Genomic DNA, 17,409 nt, shown 5'->3' on the forward strand with positions numbered 1-17,409 from the left:
GCACGGTGCACGGTGTGGCTCCTCCTCCTCCAGGCGGACCGGGCGGACGGCGGTCCCGCCGTCCGCACCCCGACTGCGCTGATGCCCCCGGACGCCGCCATGGCGTCGGTCGGGACCGCATCGGGTCTGCGCGTCGGCTCGAGCACCTGACTCCCAGGCACCACCCCGACGCTACGAGCGATGGTTACACAGAGCGACCCTTTTTGCCACATTCACCCGTGTGGGCGTGCACGACACCCCGTCCGTCCGATCACGCTGCGTGATGTTGTTACGTTGTCCTGTTCTCCGCCACTCGGCTCTGAGCTGCGAATTCGCGCTCGGTCGTAGAACCGGGCAGTTCCGGTGAGACACATCACAGCGCGGCACCCGCGCGCTGAAGAGGCGCCGGCCGGGATTGCTCAGCGTGACGAAGGGCACGGCGGCCGGGTTCGGACCGGCCGGTTCCGAAGTCGCCGCCGCCGTCCCCGTCCGGACTTTCGGCGCCGGAAGTCCGTCGGCCCGTCCGAACTTTCGGCGCCGGAAGTCCGTCGGCTCAGGGCGGTGGGCGGGACTCTCGGCGCCGGAAGTCCGTCGGCCCGCGGCGGTGGGCGGGACTCTCGGCGCCGGAAGTCCGTCGCGCCGGAGCGGTGCGCGGGTTCCTCCTGCCTCGCCGGTCCTGCAGCACCGGGCGGCGCACGAGCTCCCCCGGGCAACGGACTCCCGTGGCCGCCCCCGTCGTCGCGGGCCGCCCTCGTCGTCGCGGGCCGGCGCCGCCGACGGTCAGGCGACCGGGTGTCCCAGCGTGGTCTCGACCGTGGCCAGCCAGACGTACCAGGTGCGGTCGTCGTCCCCGGTGACGGGGACGGGGTCCCCGACGACGAGGCTGGACCAATCCGGCGCTCCGGCCGAGGCGCGGGCGGCGCTCGCGCGGAGCTGCTCGCGCAGACCGGCGACCGCCTGCTCCCGGTCGCAGGACCGGTGCGCCACCGTTGCGTGGAAGGTCACAGGGGGAGCGTCCGGCAAGACCACGGCGTCTCGGTATCCCCCAACTGAGGTGGCGCCGCGCCCTGTGCCCAGGCGGTCGGAACGGCGTCCCCCAGGTTGGGGGATGCCCGGAGGCCGGCTCCGGCGGGACCCTCTGCCTGTCACGACATACCACTGAAGCCGGGGGGCTCACGGTGCCGACATTGGACAGCGTCATGCGGTTGGTGCAGGACGAGCAGCAGATGACCGTCCCCGAACTCCGTGCGGCCGCTGCCGCACTCTGCGAGTGCCCGATGCAGCGGGACATGGCGGTGCTGACGGCGCGGCTGCGCGTGGCCTTCCAGCTGGAGAAGCTCGGCGCCTGAGCCCGCCGGCGCCTGGCCCGGACCAGGGTCGCGGGTGATCAGGCGTCCGCGGCCTCGTCGAGGCAGCACGAACACCCGGCGACGACCGAACGGATGCACCGCAGCAACATCGCGGGGTCGGCGCTCTTCGAGACGAAACCGCGGGCGCCGGCGTCCAGGGCGGCCGGCCGGGCCTCGTCGCCCCGGCTGGTGAGGACGACCACCCGGGCGTCCGGTTGCGCCGCCAGCAGAGCCCGCGTCGCCGACAGTCCGTCCATCCCGGCCATGGTGAGGTCCATCAGGACGACGTCCGGCCGGAGTCGGTCCGCGGCGGCCACCACCTCCGAACCGTCCTCGCACTCACCGACGACGGTGATGTCGCCGGCGCCGCCCAGGAACTCGACCAGCGCCTCGCGCACACCGACGTGGTCGTCGACGACGAGCAGCCGGACCGCCCGCGTGGAGTCGCCGCGGTAGTGCCGGCAGGCATCGGCAACGGCACCCATCTGCCGCTCCTTCCGGGGCACCGGTCCCGTGGAACGGGGGGTTGCTACCCCTGGCGGTCGACCGCCAGTCCTCGGCCCCGGCGACTGGAGCAGCGGGTGCCGACCGGCTACGGGGCCGTGCGCCCGCGTCCGGTGCGGTCGGCCGGCGGTCGGACGGCACCACCTGGTTCCGCTCCACGCGCCCGCGTGATCCAGCGGTCCTTCTCGGCGTTGGCCATGTCGGCCCAGTCCCAGGGGACCACCCTGTCGACCCTGGCGAACCGCCATGCGTCGAACTCCCTCCGGCCGGAGAGTTCCTCCGCGTCGGTCCAGTCGCTCACGAGCCCTCCTCGGGGGAAGAACGAGGGGTGTGGTCGCCCATGCTTCCCAGTGGGAGGCGACCTGTCGAGACCGCACCGTGACCTCGGGGGTGTGTCCACCACGGTCGGGACGGCGTTTCTTGCGGATTTCTCGCGGTTCCGTGGCGGGGGCCCTGCGGATCGGTGGCCAGTGTCGTCGGTGTGGCCGGGAGTACCCGGTCACGAAGCCCGGACGGAGGCACCACCGTGACGATCAGCAGCAACTCCCGCCGCACGACCGCGAAGATCATCGGCTCGATCGGCGTCGTCGGTGCGGTTGCGGCCGTCGCCGGCCTCGGCACCTTCGGCACCTTCACCGACAGCACCACCCCCGTGGACACCGGCGTGAAGAGCGGCGTGCTCTCCCTCGACCTGGGCATGCCGGCCCACACCGCCAACGTCCCCTTCGTCCCGGGCGGGCTCCTCCCCGGAGACGCCGCCACCGACCCGATCGACCTGGTGAACTCCGGCACGGTCCCGCTGAGCTCGGTCTCGTTGAAGGTCGTGGCCACCACGTCGAGCGTCCTGGACACCGACACGGTGAACGGGCTCCAGCTGACCGTGACGTCCTGTTCCGACCCGTGGACCGTGGCCGGCACCGGCTACACGTGCGCCGGCAGCGTGACCGACCTGTACTCGGGGCCGATCGTCATGGACGCGCCGCTCCTGGGTGCCGAGAGCCTCGAGGCCGGCGGCCGGGACCACCTGCTGATCTCGGCAGCCCTCCCGGTCAGCGCCGGTGACACCTTCCAGAACGCGAAGACCGTGCTGTCCTTCGTCTTCACCGGGACGCAGCGCGGCGGCACCGCCCGCTGACCCCGGGCGGCCCGCCGCAGTGCGGGGCGGACTCGTGCGGTGCCGGTCCAGCAGGGCCGGCACCGCGCGAGGAGACCCGGCACCGGCGGCCGCTCTCCCGGTCAGCCGTCGACGTAGCGGTCCCGCTCGACGAGGAACTGCCCGGTGGCGGTGTTGGCGTCGATGAACTCCGGCAGCAGCGGGATGCGGACGGTCACCGTCACGCAGACCGCGAACTCCTCCCCCGGCGTCAGAGTCGGCCGGTAGCTTCCCGCGGCGCCGCAGCCGGCACCGGCCGGGGCGTAGGCCACCCGGACGTCGGTGGCATCGATCGACTGGTCCGCCACCGCCAACCGCGCCGCGACCTCGGCCCGCGCGGCACCGGTCACCGGGTCCGGTGCGGTGCCCATGGCCCGGCCGGCCTCCCGCGCGGCCGCGGTCGAGGCGAACACCCCGCGCTGGACCGCCGAGAAGCCGGCGACGACGTAGACCAGCGGCACGAACACCACGATCGCGATGAACACGAACTCGACCAGCGCCGAGCCCCGCTCCCCGTCCACGACGCCCAGGCGGGCCCGCAGCCACCTCACGCGGCCTCCTTGACCGCCCGCCCGGTCACCTCGACCGGCAGCAGGTTGCCCAGCCCGGCCAGCAGCGGGGGCACCGACCCCGAGCAGCGGACCACCACGAGGACCAGTCCGCTGCCGTCGACGTCCTCCACCGAGCTGCACACCAGCCCCTCCGCCGTCTGCACCGACGTCGCGCGCGCCACCACCGCGACGGTGTGGTCGGCGCCGGCCGACGAGTCCACGTCGGCGTTGGCCGCGTAGCGGGCGCCCTCCTGCGCGCTGGCGGTCACCACGTTCCGGACGTGCACGTAGACCGCCACCTGCAGCACCGCGAGCAGGAGGACGACGACCAGCACCGACACGAAGACGAACTCCACGACGGCGGCGCCCCGCTCGCCGGGCGGCCCCTCCGCCGGGCCAGGCGGCGAGCCTGCGAGTGGCGGGGGGCAGAGGGGGACCTCCTCAGCCACCGCTCGTGACGGAGGACAGTGCGTTGGTCACCGCGGCGACGATCGCCTCCCGGAACGGGATGAGGATGGCCAGCACCAGCGCCGCCGTCATCACCGTGATCATGACCCAGCCCGGGACGTCGCCCCGCTCGGGATCCTCGCCTCGGAGCCGCTCGGCCAGCGCGGCCAGCGCCGCCAGGACCCCCGTGAGAGTCGGCATCGTGCGTCGTCCTTCCTGTCGTGTCCGCGGGCTCATCGCGCCAGCGAGACGATGCTGATCAGCCCCGGGAACAGGGCGAACAGAACGGTCACCGGCAGCACCCTGCCTGTCCCATACCGTAACGTTGATGCATGACCTCAAAGCGCGTCGTCCTCTACGCCCGACTGTCGACCTCGTCGGACGAGTCGGTCAGCATCGAGCGCCAGCTAGAGGCGGGACGCGACTACTGCCGGGCGAAGGGCTGGGAGGTCATCGGAGAGCACGTAGACGACGGCGTCTCGGCGAGCGCCAACGCCCCAGAACACCGCAGGGGCTGGCAGGCCCTCCTCAACCGCCCGCGTGGGTCCTTCGACGTGGTCTTGATCTGGAAGGTCGACCGACTGGCCCGCAAGGTCATCGACTTCCTGCACGCCGATGAAGCCCTACAGGCCAAAGGTGCGGCGGTCGCATCGGTCAGCGACCCCATCGACATGAGCACGGCCACCGGTCGGGCGTTCGCCACCATGCTTGCCGTCTTCGCGGAGATGGAAGCCGAGGCCATCCGAGCGCGGGTGAAGGCTGCCCGGCGGGCTCTGGTCAAGGCGGGACGGGTCCCTGGCGGAGCAGCACCGTTCGGCTACTACAACGCGCCCAATCCTGACGGGCCGGGCAAGGTGGTGGCAAAGGACCCTGACACCATCGGTTTCGTCACGCAGGCAGCCGCTCGGGTGCTTCGCGGTGATTCGATGAACAGTGTGGCCGCCTACCTGGACGAGGTGGCACCGCGCACGGGCCGAAAGAACTCGGCTGCCTACTGGACCATCACTGTCACAAAGCGCATGTTGCAGAATCCTATTCTGGCTGGCATGACGGCTCACAACCCCGGCAACACCGGCAAGCAACGCGGCACCGAGGTTCTGCGCGACGAGACGGGCATGCCCATCATTCGTGAGGACCTGGCGATTCTCAGCATAGAGGAACACCGGGCACTCACAGCTCGCCTTGCCGTTAGCGAGCCATACACAACACCGAATCCGTCCTACCTGGCCGGCCTGGTCTGGTGCGGGCACTGCAATCGCAGGATGTACCGCAATGCCAAGAGCATGAACGGCAAGAAGGTCCGCGTCTTTCAATGTCAGGGGAAGGAAGGATGCGGCCAGCAAGTCACCAATCTGGAGAGTATCGTCGAGAAGACGTTCTTGGACCGCTTCGGCAGCTTGCCGATGATGAGGTTGGAGCGTAGGGGAAGCGACCGGGACTTGGCTGAGGTCCATCACCAGATTTCCGACACCCTCGCTCGCATGTCCGAAGACGGCGCCGACGACGACGCACTGTTGGAGCGCCTTCAAGCTTTGAAGAGCCTCCGTTCAAAGGCGCCGGAGCCAGACCGCTTTGAGCCCATCCTGGATCAGACCGTCGCAGAGTGGTGGCAAACAGACCGACGAGAGGCATTGCTGAGCTACTTCACGGGCGTTCGACTGACCAGGGGCAAGGGAGGGCGCAACTTCGACCCCACCCGCCTGACCCTCATCGAGACGAGGCGAATTCGCATAGATCCTACGGTTGTCCCAATGGACGACCCGGACGCAATTGCTGCGGCTATTCGGGAGTCAAAGCGGTCCCCAGAAGAGACTTAGGATTGTCCTGATGCCCACCCGGGGCGAAGGTGGCGGCGCGTCAACGGACGGCCCCCGCAAGGGCGACCCATACGACCCGCCACTGAGTGATGAATCGACTCAGGCGCTGAGTCAATCCATTGATGCGTGTTCCTATTATAACGTTGTGGTAACACCTTTCCCTGCGCGCCAGATTGAACACGCGTCAGCCCCGAGCCGATGCAGGTTGACCACTGCTTGTCGTAAGGGAGAACTGCGCCCATCGAGTGAACTGCTTAGACACTAAACGAACCCATCGACTAAAGTCCTAGCTATGAAGCAGAGGTCAACCCGAGTCGTCGCTTACGTCCGAGTTAGTTCGGAAGAGCAGGCGATGTCCGGTCTTGGGCTGGCTGACCAGCGTGCAACCATCCAGCGGGCCGCAGAGCTTCGCGGATGGCCTGACTTGACCTTTATCTCGGACGAGGGGTTCAGCGCCCGGAGCCTCGACCGTCCCGGTATCACCGACGCCCTCGGTCAGCTTGCTCATGGCCAGGCAGGCACTCTCGTGGTTGCCAAGCTTGACCGCCTCTCTCGCTCCCTCCTTGACTTCGCGCAGTTGATGGACACGGCCCGGCGACAGGGCTGGGAACTCGTCGTGCTTGACCTGGCTCTGGACACGAGCACTCCTAGCGGTGCCCTAATGGCAAACGTCATGGCCAGCTTCGCGGAGTATGAACGGGCCCTCATATCGCAGCGGACGTCAGCCGCGTTGCAGATGAAGAAGAGCCAGGGAGCGCGACTGGGCCGCCCACGCAGCTTGGACCCCGCCGTGTCGCAGCGCATAATGGCTGACCGCGCTGACGGATACTCCCTAACGGCCATCGCCAACGCTCTTAACAGTGACGGTGTGCCAACCGCGCGCGGAGGTCGCTGCTGGTTCCCAAGCACAGTCGCCGGGGTTCTGCGGTCAGTAGCGTTAGACCGTGAAGCCCAGGCCCGCTCTGCATAGGGCTAGTTCGGTCGCACGCCCGAGTGCGGCCATGTTGCTTATGAGGTCTCAGTTGCCTTGAATGGCTCGGAGAGATCTGACGGTGACGTCATTCCTGGGGGCAAGTCGTTTGGACCGGCCGGCAATCCAGACGCTTGACGTCGGCGGCGGTTAATCTCCTCCGCGTACCACCACATGGCAAAGATGATAGACTGCATCTGCGCGTCGGATACCCGGACTGGCTCACCCAGGGTAAGTTGCAGGTCTGGGCAATCGGCCAGTAGCCGCGCGTCTGCCGTGCCGCCCCGGTGGGCAACGACGTTTCGATAGCTTTTGGCGATGCGCAGGACGCTACGCACGTTGGCGTCAATGGGGCCGCCTAGGCCGATCGCATCAAGCACGGCTTCGAACTGACCGGCACCGATTTTCGCCGCTGAGCCTTGCTTCCGCTTCAACTCTTCGACGACGTGGCGCTTCTGTTCGAGGGCTCCTAAGGCCAGAAATTGATTCAGTTCAACCTGGATCCTTGGAAACCCATCGGCGGTCACTCGCTCCGGATGAAGGTCAAGCCAAGACACACAGACGTCATCAATCATGGCCTCTAGCGCTCCCCACAAGCCCATCAACGCGTGGTTGTGAAGGAGGGGGAACCCTCGCTCAATTTCTTGCTCCGCAACGTCAGCACTTCGCTCAGCATCTTCGAGTCGAGCGGCATCATCTTGGGTCCATGCTGTAGTGCCCTGGCCAGACAGGTCTTTGATCCGCCGATTGATTTTTCGATAACCAACAACGGCTCTGGCTCCGCGTTCGGTAAGTTCGATCAGAGACATCGTATCCGCCGCGTACCGAAGGAAACCTGCTATCGCTTCCCGAGTCCGTTGCGACCCCGGGGGCTCTGAACTAGCCCCGCCCTGCGCCGCCACAAGTGCGACGGTACCAGCGCTCTATAGCCTGCCGCGACACCGGCTTGCGGCCCGCCGTCTGCTGCCCCAGGCTGCGTGCGGCCTCCTTCTGGATTAGAGGCCTCGACGCCTTCGTCCGCCACCACAGATGGCCTTCTAAGAGCCCACCGATTGGATTGCTACCGTGCGGTTCCGGAACCGGCTCAGCGGCCCTGTTAGCGTAATCGATATGGAACGGGCAAGTCCATTGGCGGCAATTGCACAGGCCGGGTAGGCGGTCCTGAGGCGGCTGGCGAGGCACGCCGTGCGCGTCTTCACCAAGTCAATTCCCTGACCCGCACTGTCTTGTGGGCAGCGCTGACACGCATGTCGAACTCCCGCCCGGCGGGTAGGTCACGGCGCCACCCCGAATCGAGGATTAGGGCAATTGCCCTTTCCCGTTCCTCGTCCGTTAGTTCGTAGCCGGCGCCCATCTTCCCCTTCCAGTGCAGGGCCTCCCGCGCCCGCCGCTCCGCCGCCGAGTCCCCTGGCGGCCTCCCTGCGGGCAGCTTCTCCTTAGCCAGTCGACTAGTTCCATTGATAGTAGTTTGTTGCCTAAGATTATCGTTCCGTAACACCTTCTCTTCCTCAGTTAAGCCAGAGGGTCGGGAGGGCGCGTCAGCGTCCGACCCAACATCATTAATCAATTCAGTGAATGACTCTGGGTGCTTGTTTCCCTGGAACGGCTCCGACGCCGTGGCGTCGGGACGTTTTCCTTCAAGGACTCCTTCACCGGTTGCCTTCTCGGTTCCCTTAACGGTCACCTTTGGTGTTGGTTCTGCAGAGGGGGCGGCGGTTGGTTCTACCGACCCCGGGGAGTTGGTTTCACCGTCACAGGGGGCTGGTTCTAACGGCACCCCGGGGGTTGCCAATTCCGACCCCCTCAACTCATCGGCGGTCAACCAGCCGTCGTGGTCCTCGTCGTCCTGGCCGGTCTCTACCTTGGGCGGAACGTAGGTTGCCAAGACGTCGGCATTCACCTTGTAATGCCACGGCGAATCAGTGATCTTCTTGACCAGCAGAAGATTCTTATCCAATAGACTGCTTTTGGTCTTTCGATAAAGATCTACGCCCATATTCATCTCCTTCATTCCGTTTTCGTTTGACCTCTTGTAGACGCCGCGCGACTCCATCGTCATCAACATGAACTTTTCGTTGCGATTCAATCCGACCGCATCTCGGACATTCCACATAACCTGCACGCGCATGGTCGCCTTGCTGCTCATTTCATTCTCCTAGGGTAGTAACGACAAAGAGCCGACGGGGACCATCCCATCGGCTCTCTGCGTCTTTGCCTACTACCCCTAGTAGAATCTAAGTGCGAGTGTCCTCCTGCATGGTCTCAGTGGTGCTCTAGCTCGTATTCATTGTACAACATTGCGGCTCTTATTACAAGGATCTCTGAGGCGTTCCGGCATTGCCTTGGCTAATACGGTACGGGTGGCAAGGGGGGATGGCAATACCAGGAAATCAATCGACCTAGGAACTTGCCGTCTGGGATTTGTTAGGGGCTCACAGGAGCGCTGAGCCGGTCCAGCCAGCGCCCGGGGGGATCAGCCTGGGAGACGCGACGTCGACTATGCGGGCCGCCGGTACGAACCTCAGCTTAATCGGAGCCGCCGGTCCTGTGTCGCCAATACGGTCCCCTGTCGCTCACCGTGCCCTCTTGGGTTTTCTGCCCGGGGCCGCGTTGTGCTGTTGCTCTGGACGTCGCTGGTGTCAGCGTCGCCGAGCAGAGTTCACCTCTCCCGGGTGACCTGCAGCGTGTCCCTACGGAACGGCGCCGTCCGCCTCGCTACTCTCCGGGCTCAGACGTGAGCGAGGCGGAGGCGGGACGTGGGCAAGTCAGTACGGGTCGAGCAGGGCTGCAGGGACTGTAAGAAGTGCACTAACTCGGGTGCGGCCAACCTGGGGAGGAACACCGGCCGGGCCTCCATGGGGCTGATGACCTTCGGCATGTCCGAGGTCGGCATGCGGGCGTTCGCCAAGAAGTGCCGCATCTGCGATCACCAGCTCAGCCTGCATGAGGGGGCTGCAGCAAAGACGCCGCAGCCGGCCGTCTCGTTCATGGATCGCCTAGCAGCAGCTGCGCCGGCTCTTGCTGCGCCTGCGCCTGCGCCGAGCGGCCCACCGCCCGGGTTCTACACGGATCCTCAGGGTCTTGCGCCCATGCGGTGGTGGGACGGTTACGCCTGGACCGAGCACACCACTTCGGCTCCGCCGCAGTAGCCGCGTCCTACTCTCCGGGCGTGAAGGTCTTCATCAGCTGGTCGGGGGACGAGAGCCGGCAGATCGCGGAGGCTCTCCGTGACTGGCTGCCCATGATGTTCGAGTCGATCGAGCCCTACATGTCCGCGCGAGACAACGACGCGGGTGTCCGATGGGCGAACGTGATAGCGACCGAATTGGACGAGGGCTCGTTCGGCATCCTGTGCATGACGCCGGACAACCTCACCGCCCCGTGGGTGATGTTCGAGGCTGGCGCTCTGGGAAAGGCCGTGGATACGTCGCGAGTGGTGCCGCTGTTGTGGCGACTAAATCCGGCCGACGTCAAGGCGCCATTGACGCAGTTTCACATGAAGCTGGTCGACCGCGATGGCGTCTTTGACCTTATGAAATCGATCAACGCGAGTCTGGACCGCCCCCGACCAGACGTAACCCTAGAGGGGACGTTCAACGCCCTGTGGCCACGTCTCGAAGGAGATCTTGGGAACGTCAAGCCCAAGTCGGCGGAATCGCAGGCAGTCCTTCAGCGGACGGAGCGAGATCTTCTCGAAGAGATTCTGGACCTAGTTCGGGCTGGACAGCAGTCCAACTCTTCCTCATGGACGTTGGCAAATCGGATGAGACACGATCGAGATAGTGCGCGTAACGCGCTGCTTTCCGAGATCCAACAGAACCTTCCGAACGGGATAGACGTACATTCCCTAGCGCGCTCGGGAATGAGTGCGCAGACTATCTTCATTGCAGCAGACGAAGAGTCCGCAAAAGAGGCTAGCGCCATTGTGGGCAGGTATCAGAAACAGGCCAAAGAACTCGACATGTTACTGGAAGTCTCGAAATACGACTAGTGTCTGCGCTCATACGGGCGGTGGCGCGCCTTCGTCCCTGGAAGAGGGCGGACGAGGGCGGTTCCAGTAGGCCGTAAGCAGGGCGGCAGCTGCGACGAGTAGGTCAGGCAGCCGGTTGCCGAGCAAGGCAACGAAATCACGCATAGAAGTTCTACGGAGTTGCGACTCCACACTTATGACGCGTAACTGGATCGTTATCCACTATAGCAAGTTGAGACGGTCTGCCGTCACTGAGCGTAGGGACTTCTCCCCGGGGGCTGACTCGGTGACCTGAGTGAGATTCAGACGCGGTCTGCACGGCTGGTACAGGTAACAACCCGGGCTGGCCGCGCAGATTCGCTTCTGGATAGCTGGTGTCACGGAGACGGAAGCGGTCCGGCTTGATCAAGGCGTCGTACCGGCCGAGACCCCAGTCGTGCCGATGGGTCCAGCTGTGGTCCGCCATCCAGCCCCGGTGGTCATCCTGTCAACGAGCCGAAGCGGGTCGAACAGCTGGCGCTGCAGTAGACGCACGGTTTGGACACACGTTCCAAGCGGCCGCTGCGGGGGCAAGGACACTCGGCTCGCCCGGAGAGGTGAGCGAGTGGTGATCTGCTGCGGTCCGCGATGGACCCTTAGCGGATGACCTTCGCGGCCAGCTGCGCTGCCGTACCACGACGGCGCGCGTGCGGCGGATGGGTTATGTGGTCAACTTCGTGAGCTGGCCGCCCAAGAGGCCACCGAGCTGGACTGGTGGACGTTCCAGGTGACGGGTCCCGAGACCACGACCGGAGCCCATGGGCGGGTCTGGTTTGAGTGGACAGGGACGGTGGCACGTTGGTCGCGTGCCGGCTCCTGAGCTAGTCCTCTCCTACATCCAGACGCTGATCTGGCCGGTCGTGGTCCTCATCGCGCTCTTCCTCTTCCGGAACTCGATCCGGGGTCTCCTCAAGCGCATCAGCCAGTTCGACGCCTTCGGCGTGACGGCGACCATGGCCGAGGAGGCGCGTGACGTCGAGGCTGCGCTGGCCGTCGCTGCCCAACCGGAGACGGACGAGGGGCAGCGCAGAGACGTTCTCGAGTTCCTGGTTCAACAGGCGACACAGTTCGGCCGGGCACAAGAGGCGGCAGGCGGAAAGCCGGTAAGCGTGGCCGTTGACTGGTCCGGGGCCGCGCCGCGTGTCGTGACGGAGGAGCGAGACCTAATCAAGCGCCGCAGGGAGAACCTGCAGTTGCGTCGCCAGCGCATCGCCGAGGAGGCCATCCTGGCGAGGCAATCCGCAGAGATTGTTAAGGCCCAGAGGCTTAACCAGGAGTTGTCCGAGCTGGATGACGCCCTGGAACATCTCGAACAGCAGGAGCGCGATGAGCACGATCGAGGGCCACGTGAAGCCTCGTGACCTGCCTAGTTTGTGGCCCTTCATCTCACTGACAGCCGTACGTGATCACGCGAGACGGCGCTCGATCAGGCTGACGGGATCGGGGCACTGCGGCGGCGAAGTCGACGTGAAGATCCCAACGAGCACCGCGCCGACCGCTGCGCCATAGGACCATGAAGAAGGCTTGTTGCGGATCGGCAGCACTTATAGGCCGACCGGGACCACCGACGCCTCACGGCTTCCCTTGCGTGCGCTCGGCGTTCTGCCGGAGCTCTAGCGGTGCGCCCTCGGCGCGCCGTATGGTTCGGTGACTTGGCTCGGACGACGATGCGGACGCTATGAACTCCCAGGGTCAGCAAGGCAAGTGGCGCGGGTTGTGGGACATCACCAACCATCAAGTGATTGGCGGTCTGGTGGTCGCAGCGGTAGTCGCAATTGTCACCTGGCTATTCCTCAGTAGCGAAACCGAAGTGGAACAGCCAATTGCTGATGGGGCTTCACCATCAACCTCGACATCGGCTGCAACCTCGACTTCAACCTCGCCGAGTCCAACCGGACCCACGGCCCCGCCGCCCACCGCGCCCCCACCTGCGCCTGCAAGGGTGACCGCCGCCGACGAAATCCGATGGGACAGCGGCGGAACGTGGTGGTGGTGGAACGAGACCGTCCAAATGAACGGCCGAGACTACACCCGTGCGCTCATGAATTGCGGCAGCCCCGACAATCCCGCCGAATGCAGTTTCGTTTCCGCGAATTACGGGTCAATGGAGCTCGTTGTGCCTAGTCGGCGCTCTGCGCTTACCGCCATGCTTGGGCTCTCGGATGACTCGTCACAGGACTGCGACGTGGATGTGGCAATTGTACTAAACGGCGAGCCGTGGAGCAGCTTCTCGCTCAGTCGCGGCACCTACGAAGACCTTACCGTACCTCTTGATGGCATCCAGCAGGTTAAAATCGATACAAGGTTCGAAGGTGGTGTCGGTTGCAAAGTCGCTTTCGGTGACGCCACGTGGTCGTAGGCACCGGACGTAGCAACCGACTAGGCCACTCACCTCGGGCCCGGAGTTTGCCCGACTGCCGAGCAGTATCAAGCATCCGGTCCGTTGGGGTCAGCTAAGGCCGGCAGATGACAGATCACCAGCACGAACATGCCGGTTTTGAGACGGGTCGCACCAGTAAGACGACCCGGGACTGCGGTAGCGCGGCGCGCCCCTGTTCTACGAGGCGACGTGCTGGCTCCCAAGAGCCCAGCAGACGTCAGGACCGAGTAACGATACTCGCGTGGACGGATGGGTTTGACAGGTCGATCGCCGACCCAGGCGGGCAAAGATCCGCTCGGCGATGTCGACACTGACAACCTATGCGACGCGCAAGAGCCCCACGACTAGGACAAGGGTCCAGGCCTGCCGTACCGGTGCGGTAGTGGCGACCGATTCGCGTCGGCCGCGCCATCGGGGAAAAATACGCCGATTTCGGCCGCCACCTGCGGCCAGCGCTGCTCGTATGAATTGGCCGTGGTCCGGGCGAACTGCCGAGCGGCCAAGCCCGCCTCGGGATGCGAACCCGGAGATTCCGCTAACAACCTGGCCACATAGGTTTGCAGTCCTTTGAGTGCCGTATATTGGGGATGCGCGGAGTATCCCCAGTTCAGCTGGCGGCCGTGTCGGATAGCAGAGCGGAGCACTCGATAGGACTGACGCAACGCCGCAAGGGCATCCACTTGCGAATCCGTGAGGATGCGCTCAGTCGTGACCTTCACGAGCAGCGCCTCAATCGTGCCCTCCGCCGCAGTGGCCCTTCCGAGAAGTACCCATGGGAGATCAGCTGGCGCCGATGGATCCGCCCCCTCCTTCGAACAGTGAGCATTCCATGTTTTCCATATAGCATAGAACTCGCCGTAGGCGCGGTACAGGTCCGCTAGCGACGCCAGATCCAGCTCGCGCTGCTTCTTGGTTCGTTCCCACCGGTCACTCACGCGCTGCCCAACAAGCCAGCCACCGACAAGCGTGATTAGGACCGCCGCGACAGGCGTAAAGGCACGTATCCACTCGATCATTTTGATGTTGCTCCCCTAGTTCCACGCAGCGTTTGGCAGGTCGCGCGTGTCACTCGCCTACGTTCACGTCACACAGCCGGCACGCTATCTGCACGACGGCCCACCCCGCTGGCTTGTTCTGCTCCGCACATCAGCGACGCGGGAGGGTATCGGTGGTAATGGTGAACATGCTCGTTCCTGCCCCGACTCCGGCTCCGTTGACAAGGTGCTGGTTCTAGACAGGCTGTACGTGGAAGACCACCAGCTCCGAACGCTCTCATACTCTCTACCCACGGCCTTGCCCCCAGGCGAGCCAGGGGCAGCCCACCCCGTCAACCAAGACGAGGCGACGTGACAGGGCATTCGCCCCCTCGGATGTGGGTTCCTCGCCCAAGCCGATCCGCTCAGCGCCAGCTTGTATCGACGCCGCTTCCGGGCCCGTACTGGTCGACTAGACGCTTCCTGGCCCGTTCCCATAATAGGCCTGTCGCCACTTGGACACTGTCGGCGAGTGCAACGGCGGACTGCGCCTGAGCTTCATCCATATACTCTGACCAACCCCTCCGCAGCATTTCGCGACGCATTGTCGCCGGTGGATGGGAACCGAGCTTTTGGGCGCTCTCATCACCATAACGCAATAGCGAGACGGCCCGATCCATAACGTCCATGGCACTAAAGAATAGATCGCCCCCGGAGGCGCTCAACGCGGCGTCGTACCCGTCGCTCGACATCGCTGCGACGGAGAGCACCGACCCAAAGTGGTCGGCCACAATCTCTTGCCGCCACGAGTACTCCAGTTCGTCGGCGGCGAAGTCGCCTTCGGCTGGAATGTCGGGGGTGCTCTGGGGATCGAGGTGCCCTGCGATGACATGGCCGTACTCGTGGCCAAGGACGAACAGCTCCATCGACTCTCGAAAGACGGGAGCCAGGTGCGAATGGGGCCACCCGAGAGCATATTGTGGCGCTCGACTTGGGTCTCCGAAACGCGCGTAAGCGGCTACGGCTTGGAAGAAGCGCTCAGCGACCCCAGGTTCCGATGATATCCGACGCTTGATGTTCTCGGGGTCTGACGAGAATGAAAGATAGTCACCGTCCCCTCGATCCGCGTAAGGCATGGCCGCGGCCACGGCTTTACTGAGTAGGTTGGCGAAAGTGAAGAAGCTGGACTCAAAGAGAATAGCCTTCGCGGCGGATCCTGGCACACGGACGGTCATGGCGTTCACGCGCCCGGTAGGTAGAGTGGCAATCGTAGGCCACTCGGGCGCGCTCCTTAGGATACGACCTCCCGTCTGACGAATGCTTACTGCAAGGTCCTTCGCAATTTTATAGCTCGTTGGGTGCTCATACTTGGTAGGGCACTCTGCAATCAATTCTTCGCTGGATCGCACCCAGTCGTCTATGAACTTCTGGCGGTCGATACCCTTGGGTACCGCACCTACGTCGTACTGTTGCTCAGCCATGCGAGGTGCAATCTGCCGCAGTAGGGCATGGTCTGGCAAGGGGCGACCTGTCCGGAGATACGTCGCTCGTTGCAAATCCTCAACAAATTTCGATACAGAAACGCTCATGATCCCGGCAGCTGCGCGTCAGCTTGCGACTCCAACGTCACTGAGGCAACGTCCGCAGGTATGGCGTTCTCTAGAGCGCGCTGTACCACACTGCCTTCTTGGCCGATCAACTCGCCCGCAACGCCAGTCACCAGCTCAGATGCCTGTCCGAAAAGGCCCTTTGGCTCCTTCACCTCGACTCGCACCAAGCCGGTCGCTGTGATGATCACGATGAGGCCATACACGAGGTCGGGCGACCTGTATATCGCCTTGGGGGCACCATGACGAAGGTCGATGATTTGACCGCCACGCCGACTATCGACTAGATATGCGACCGTTGCGACAGCTGATACTGCGCCGATGATGCACAGACTTACGGTGGCGACGGGTTCGATGCCAACCTGGGGAATCTCCTCGACCGCAACATCATGCTCCCTTGCCACGCCTGACAGGTATGACATTTCATCTGCATCCAGGATGAGGATGCGAGATTCCGTCTCGACGTTCAAGATCAACCCTCCGGGACGCCGGGTCTTAGGATGCTAACGTGCCACGGGTCAAGATCGCAGAAGCATGGGGAGCGGCTGCGCGCGGAAAGACGCGATCAGCCTTCCGCCCGCTGGGTGCCGAGCAGTTCTACGGGGATGAGCAGGACAGCCAAAAGGCTGACGGCCCGCCGGGCCGGTGATCAATGTGGGGCTGTCATGGGGCCGTGGAGCTCACCCTTGGGCGCTGGCCAACGCAATCGTGCCCGTTCTGGACAGGTCGCACGAGGAAGACGACCGGGACCATCATCGCGATCTCCTTCCGGCCGCCGGACTCCAGCAGCCGGCGCTTGCCGGCCTCCCGCACGTCGGCCGCCTGCGCGCGCAGCACCTCGGCCAGCGGGGTGCCGCGCTCGATGGCGACGAGCAGGCCGTCGATGAACCGCGCCAGCGGGTCCAGCGAGGTCCGGTCGGCGACCTGCTGCAGGGCGTCGGCCAGCGGCAGACCGGCTCGGGCCCGCCCCAGCGCGGCGCCCAGCTCGCGCGCCAGCTCACCACCGGAGAGCCGGGTGACCCGCGCGATGGCCGCCGTCGGGCTCTCCCCCGCGGTGACCGCCAGGGCCAGCAGCTCCGCGACCACCGGGAACTCGGCGAGCAGCAGCTCCTCGCGGCGGCGCACCTGCTGGGTGAGCCACCAGTCGCGGCCGAGCACACCGCCGACCAGACCCGCGACGCACAGCAGCGCGGCCGACAGCACGTTGAGGCCGCCGGCCACCAGCGAGCCGACCGTCGCCACGAGCGCCGCCCCGAGCAGTCCGAGGCCGCCCCAGACCACCTGCTCGATGCGGACGTCCTCGACCGTGCCGTCGCCGCCGAGTGCGTCCAGGCGCCGCCGGACCGCCGTCCGGCCGCCCAGCACCCGGTCGACCAGCCGGGCGCCGTCGCCGACCACCGGTCCGAAGACCCGCCGTGCCGCGATCAGCAGGCCCGCCTCCGTCGCGGTGCCGAGCAGCCGGGACGGCGGCGGGGTGTCGTGCACGTAGGGCGCGAGCCGGTCCACCAGGCGGACCGACCGGAACGGCGGCGCGAACGTGACCACGAGGAGCAGCCCGGCCGCTGCGGCGAGCCCCAGCAGCATCCCCGCCAGCGCCCCGCTCACGAGCCCTCCTCGCTGGCGCTCGTCGGCCGCGTTCGCGGCGCTGCTGTGCTCGCCGGTGAGCTCG

Annotated in this window: 20 protein-coding genes; 8 read left to right on the forward strand and 12 right to left on the reverse strand. The window is 65.3% G+C overall.

The genetic code is table 11. The annotated features are described in order from the left end of the window. Positions 1-759: 759 nt before the first annotated feature. On the reverse strand, positions 760-984 hold the full coding sequence (locus GCU56_RS18730; protein WP_163483268.1) for a hypothetical protein: 225 nt from the start codon (positions 982-984) through the stop codon (positions 760-762). Positions 985-1,178: 194 nt separating this feature from the next. Between GCU56_RS18730 and GCU56_RS18735 the strand changes: the two genes are divergently transcribed. Continuing rightward, the gene (locus GCU56_RS18735; RefSeq protein ID WP_163483269.1) at positions 1,179-1,328 is read left to right on the forward strand and encodes a hypothetical protein; all 150 of its coding nucleotides are present in this window, start codon (positions 1,179-1,181) and stop codon (positions 1,326-1,328) included. A 38-nt stretch (positions 1,329-1,366) separates the two neighbouring features. Here GCU56_RS18735 and GCU56_RS18740 read toward each other — a convergent pair whose 3' ends face one another. Continuing rightward, positions 1,367-1,813, reverse strand: a complete 447-nt coding sequence (locus tag GCU56_RS18740) for a response regulator (protein ID WP_163483270.1) — start codon at positions 1,811-1,813, stop codon at positions 1,367-1,369. A gap of 107 nt (positions 1,814-1,920) precedes the next feature. Beyond that, complete coding sequence (locus GCU56_RS18745) at positions 1,921-2,133, reverse strand: hypothetical protein (RefSeq protein WP_163483271.1); 213 nt, start codon at positions 2,131-2,133, stop codon at positions 1,921-1,923. A 225-nt stretch (positions 2,134-2,358) separates the two neighbouring features. On the opposite strand from GCU56_RS18745, the gene GCU56_RS18750 reads away from it, so the two are divergent. Further along, the gene (locus tag GCU56_RS18750; RefSeq protein WP_163483272.1) at positions 2,359-2,967 is read left to right on the forward strand and encodes a hypothetical protein; all 609 of its coding nucleotides are present in this window, start codon (positions 2,359-2,361) and stop codon (positions 2,965-2,967) included. A 101-nt stretch (positions 2,968-3,068) separates the two neighbouring features. On the opposite strand, the gene GCU56_RS18755 is transcribed toward GCU56_RS18750, so the two are convergent. The 3 genes from GCU56_RS18755 to GCU56_RS18765 form a co-directional block, all read right to left on the reverse strand. Continuing rightward, the gene (locus GCU56_RS18755; protein WP_163483273.1) at positions 3,069-3,536 is read right to left on the reverse strand and encodes a hypothetical protein; all 468 of its coding nucleotides are present in this window, start codon (positions 3,534-3,536) and stop codon (positions 3,069-3,071) included. Beyond that, a complete protein-coding gene (locus GCU56_RS18760; protein WP_345771936.1) occupies positions 3,533-3,892 on the reverse strand; it encodes a TadE/TadG family type IV pilus assembly protein in 360 nt (119 codons plus the stop codon). Before GCU56_RS18760 ends, GCU56_RS18755 begins: the two co-directional genes overlap by 4 nt. An 85-nt stretch (positions 3,893-3,977) precedes the next feature. Then, positions 3,978-4,184: a hypothetical protein gene (locus tag GCU56_RS18765; protein ID WP_163483275.1), complete on the reverse strand. Its 207-nt coding sequence runs from the start codon at positions 4,182-4,184 to the stop codon at positions 3,978-3,980. 131 nt (positions 4,185-4,315) lie between these two features. Between GCU56_RS18765 and GCU56_RS18770 the strand changes: the two genes are divergently transcribed. Further along, complete coding sequence (locus GCU56_RS18770; RefSeq protein ID WP_163483276.1) at positions 4,316-5,800, forward strand: recombinase family protein; 1,485 nt, start codon at positions 4,316-4,318, stop codon at positions 5,798-5,800. A 292-nt stretch (positions 5,801-6,092) separates the two neighbouring features. Then, positions 6,093-6,770 carry a recombinase family protein gene (locus GCU56_RS25525; protein ID WP_163483277.1) on the forward strand — a complete coding sequence of 226 codons (678 nt, stop codon included), beginning with the start codon at positions 6,093-6,095 and terminating at the stop codon, positions 6,768-6,770. 38 nt (positions 6,771-6,808) lie between these two features. Here GCU56_RS25525 and GCU56_RS18780 read toward each other — a convergent pair whose 3' ends face one another. Both GCU56_RS18780 and GCU56_RS18785 read right to left on the reverse strand, forming a co-directional pair. Continuing rightward, positions 6,809-7,579, reverse strand: coding sequence for a hypothetical protein (locus tag GCU56_RS18780; protein WP_163483278.1), 771 nt, complete (start codon positions 7,577-7,579; stop codon positions 6,809-6,811). A 386-nt stretch (positions 7,580-7,965) separates the two neighbouring features. Beyond that, a complete protein-coding gene (locus GCU56_RS18785) occupies positions 7,966-8,916 on the reverse strand; it encodes a hypothetical protein (protein WP_163483279.1) in 951 nt (316 codons plus the stop codon). An 841-nt stretch (positions 8,917-9,757) separates the two neighbouring features. Here GCU56_RS18785 and GCU56_RS25530 point away from each other — a divergent pair. The 4 genes from GCU56_RS25530 (at position 9,758) to GCU56_RS18805 (ending at position 13,138) form a co-directional block, all read left to right on the forward strand. Beyond that, positions 9,758-9,919 (forward strand): DUF2510 domain-containing protein, encoded by a 162-nt coding sequence (locus GCU56_RS25530; RefSeq protein WP_163483361.1) that lies wholly within the window; start codon positions 9,758-9,760, stop codon positions 9,917-9,919. A gap of 20 nt (positions 9,920-9,939) precedes the next feature. After that, complete coding sequence (locus GCU56_RS18795; protein WP_163483280.1) at positions 9,940-10,761, forward strand: TIR domain-containing protein; 822 nt, start codon at positions 9,940-9,942, stop codon at positions 10,759-10,761. 824 nt (positions 10,762-11,585) lie between these two features. Next, positions 11,586-12,140 (forward strand): hypothetical protein, encoded by a 555-nt coding sequence (locus GCU56_RS18800; protein ID WP_163483281.1) that lies wholly within the window; start codon positions 11,586-11,588, stop codon positions 12,138-12,140. A 581-nt stretch (positions 12,141-12,721) separates the two neighbouring features. Beyond that, positions 12,722-13,138: a hypothetical protein gene (locus tag GCU56_RS18805; protein WP_163483282.1), complete on the forward strand. Its 417-nt coding sequence runs from the start codon at positions 12,722-12,724 to the stop codon at positions 13,136-13,138. Positions 13,139-13,503: 365 nt separating this feature from the next. Here the strand turns inward: GCU56_RS18805 and GCU56_RS18810 are convergent, their stop codons facing one another. The 4 genes from GCU56_RS18810 to GCU56_RS18825 all read right to left on the reverse strand — a co-directional run bounded on the left by GCU56_RS18810 (position 13,504) and on the right by GCU56_RS18825 (position 17,345). Next, entirely contained in the window at positions 13,504-14,175 is a 672-nt protein-coding gene (locus GCU56_RS18810) for a hypothetical protein (RefSeq protein WP_163483283.1), read from the reverse strand. A 383-nt stretch (positions 14,176-14,558) separates the two neighbouring features. After that, positions 14,559-15,614 (reverse strand): hypothetical protein, encoded by a 1,056-nt coding sequence (locus GCU56_RS18815; RefSeq protein ID WP_163483284.1) that lies wholly within the window; start codon positions 15,612-15,614, stop codon positions 14,559-14,561. Positions 15,615-15,718: 104 nt separating this feature from the next. After that, a complete protein-coding gene (locus tag GCU56_RS18820; protein ID WP_163483285.1) occupies positions 15,719-16,210 on the reverse strand; it encodes a hypothetical protein in 492 nt (163 codons plus the stop codon). 193 nt (positions 16,211-16,403) lie between these two features. Continuing rightward, positions 16,404-17,345, reverse strand: coding sequence for a type II secretion system F family protein (locus tag GCU56_RS18825; RefSeq protein ID WP_163483286.1), 942 nt, complete (start codon positions 17,343-17,345; stop codon positions 16,404-16,406). Positions 17,346-17,409: the final 64 nt, after the last annotated feature.

Source organism: Geodermatophilus sabuli, assembly GCF_010686765.1.
GTDB classification, from domain to species: Bacteria; Actinomycetota; Actinomycetes; order Mycobacteriales; family Geodermatophilaceae; genus Geodermatophilus; species Geodermatophilus sabuli_A.

Bases quoted from the DNA above. Each gene is read 5' to 3' on its own strand.
- GCU56_RS18735 (WP_163483269.1), top strand. From the start codon at position 1,179: ATGCGGTTGGTGCAGGACGAGCAGCAGATGACCGTCCCCGAACTCCGT.
- GCU56_RS18740 (WP_163483270.1), bottom strand. From the start codon at position 1,813: ATGGGTGCCGTTGCCGATGCCTGCCGGCACTACCGCGGCGACTCCACG.
- GCU56_RS18765 (WP_163483275.1), bottom strand. From the start codon at position 4,184: ATGCCGACTCTCACGGGGGTCCTGGCGGCGCTGGCCGCGCTGGCCGAG.
- GCU56_RS18770 (WP_163483276.1), top strand. From the start codon at position 4,316: ATGACCTCAAAGCGCGTCGTCCTCTACGCCCGACTGTCGACCTCGTCG.
- GCU56_RS25525 (WP_163483277.1), top strand. From the start codon at position 6,093: ATGAAGCAGAGGTCAACCCGAGTCGTCGCTTACGTCCGAGTTAGTTCG.
- GCU56_RS18780 (WP_163483278.1), bottom strand. From the start codon at position 7,579: ATGTCTCTGATCGAACTTACCGAACGCGGAGCCAGAGCCGTTGTTGGT.
- GCU56_RS18785 (WP_163483279.1), bottom strand. From the start codon at position 8,916: ATGAGCAGCAAGGCGACCATGCGCGTGCAGGTTATGTGGAATGTCCGA.
- GCU56_RS25530 (WP_163483361.1), top strand. From the start codon at position 9,758: ATGGATCGCCTAGCAGCAGCTGCGCCGGCTCTTGCTGCGCCTGCGCCT.
- GCU56_RS18810 (WP_163483283.1), bottom strand. From the start codon at position 14,175: ATGATCGAGTGGATACGTGCCTTTACGCCTGTCGCGGCGGTCCTAATC.
- GCU56_RS18815 (WP_163483284.1), bottom strand. From the start codon at position 15,614: ATGGCTGAGCAACAGTACGACGTAGGTGCGGTACCCAAGGGTATCGAC.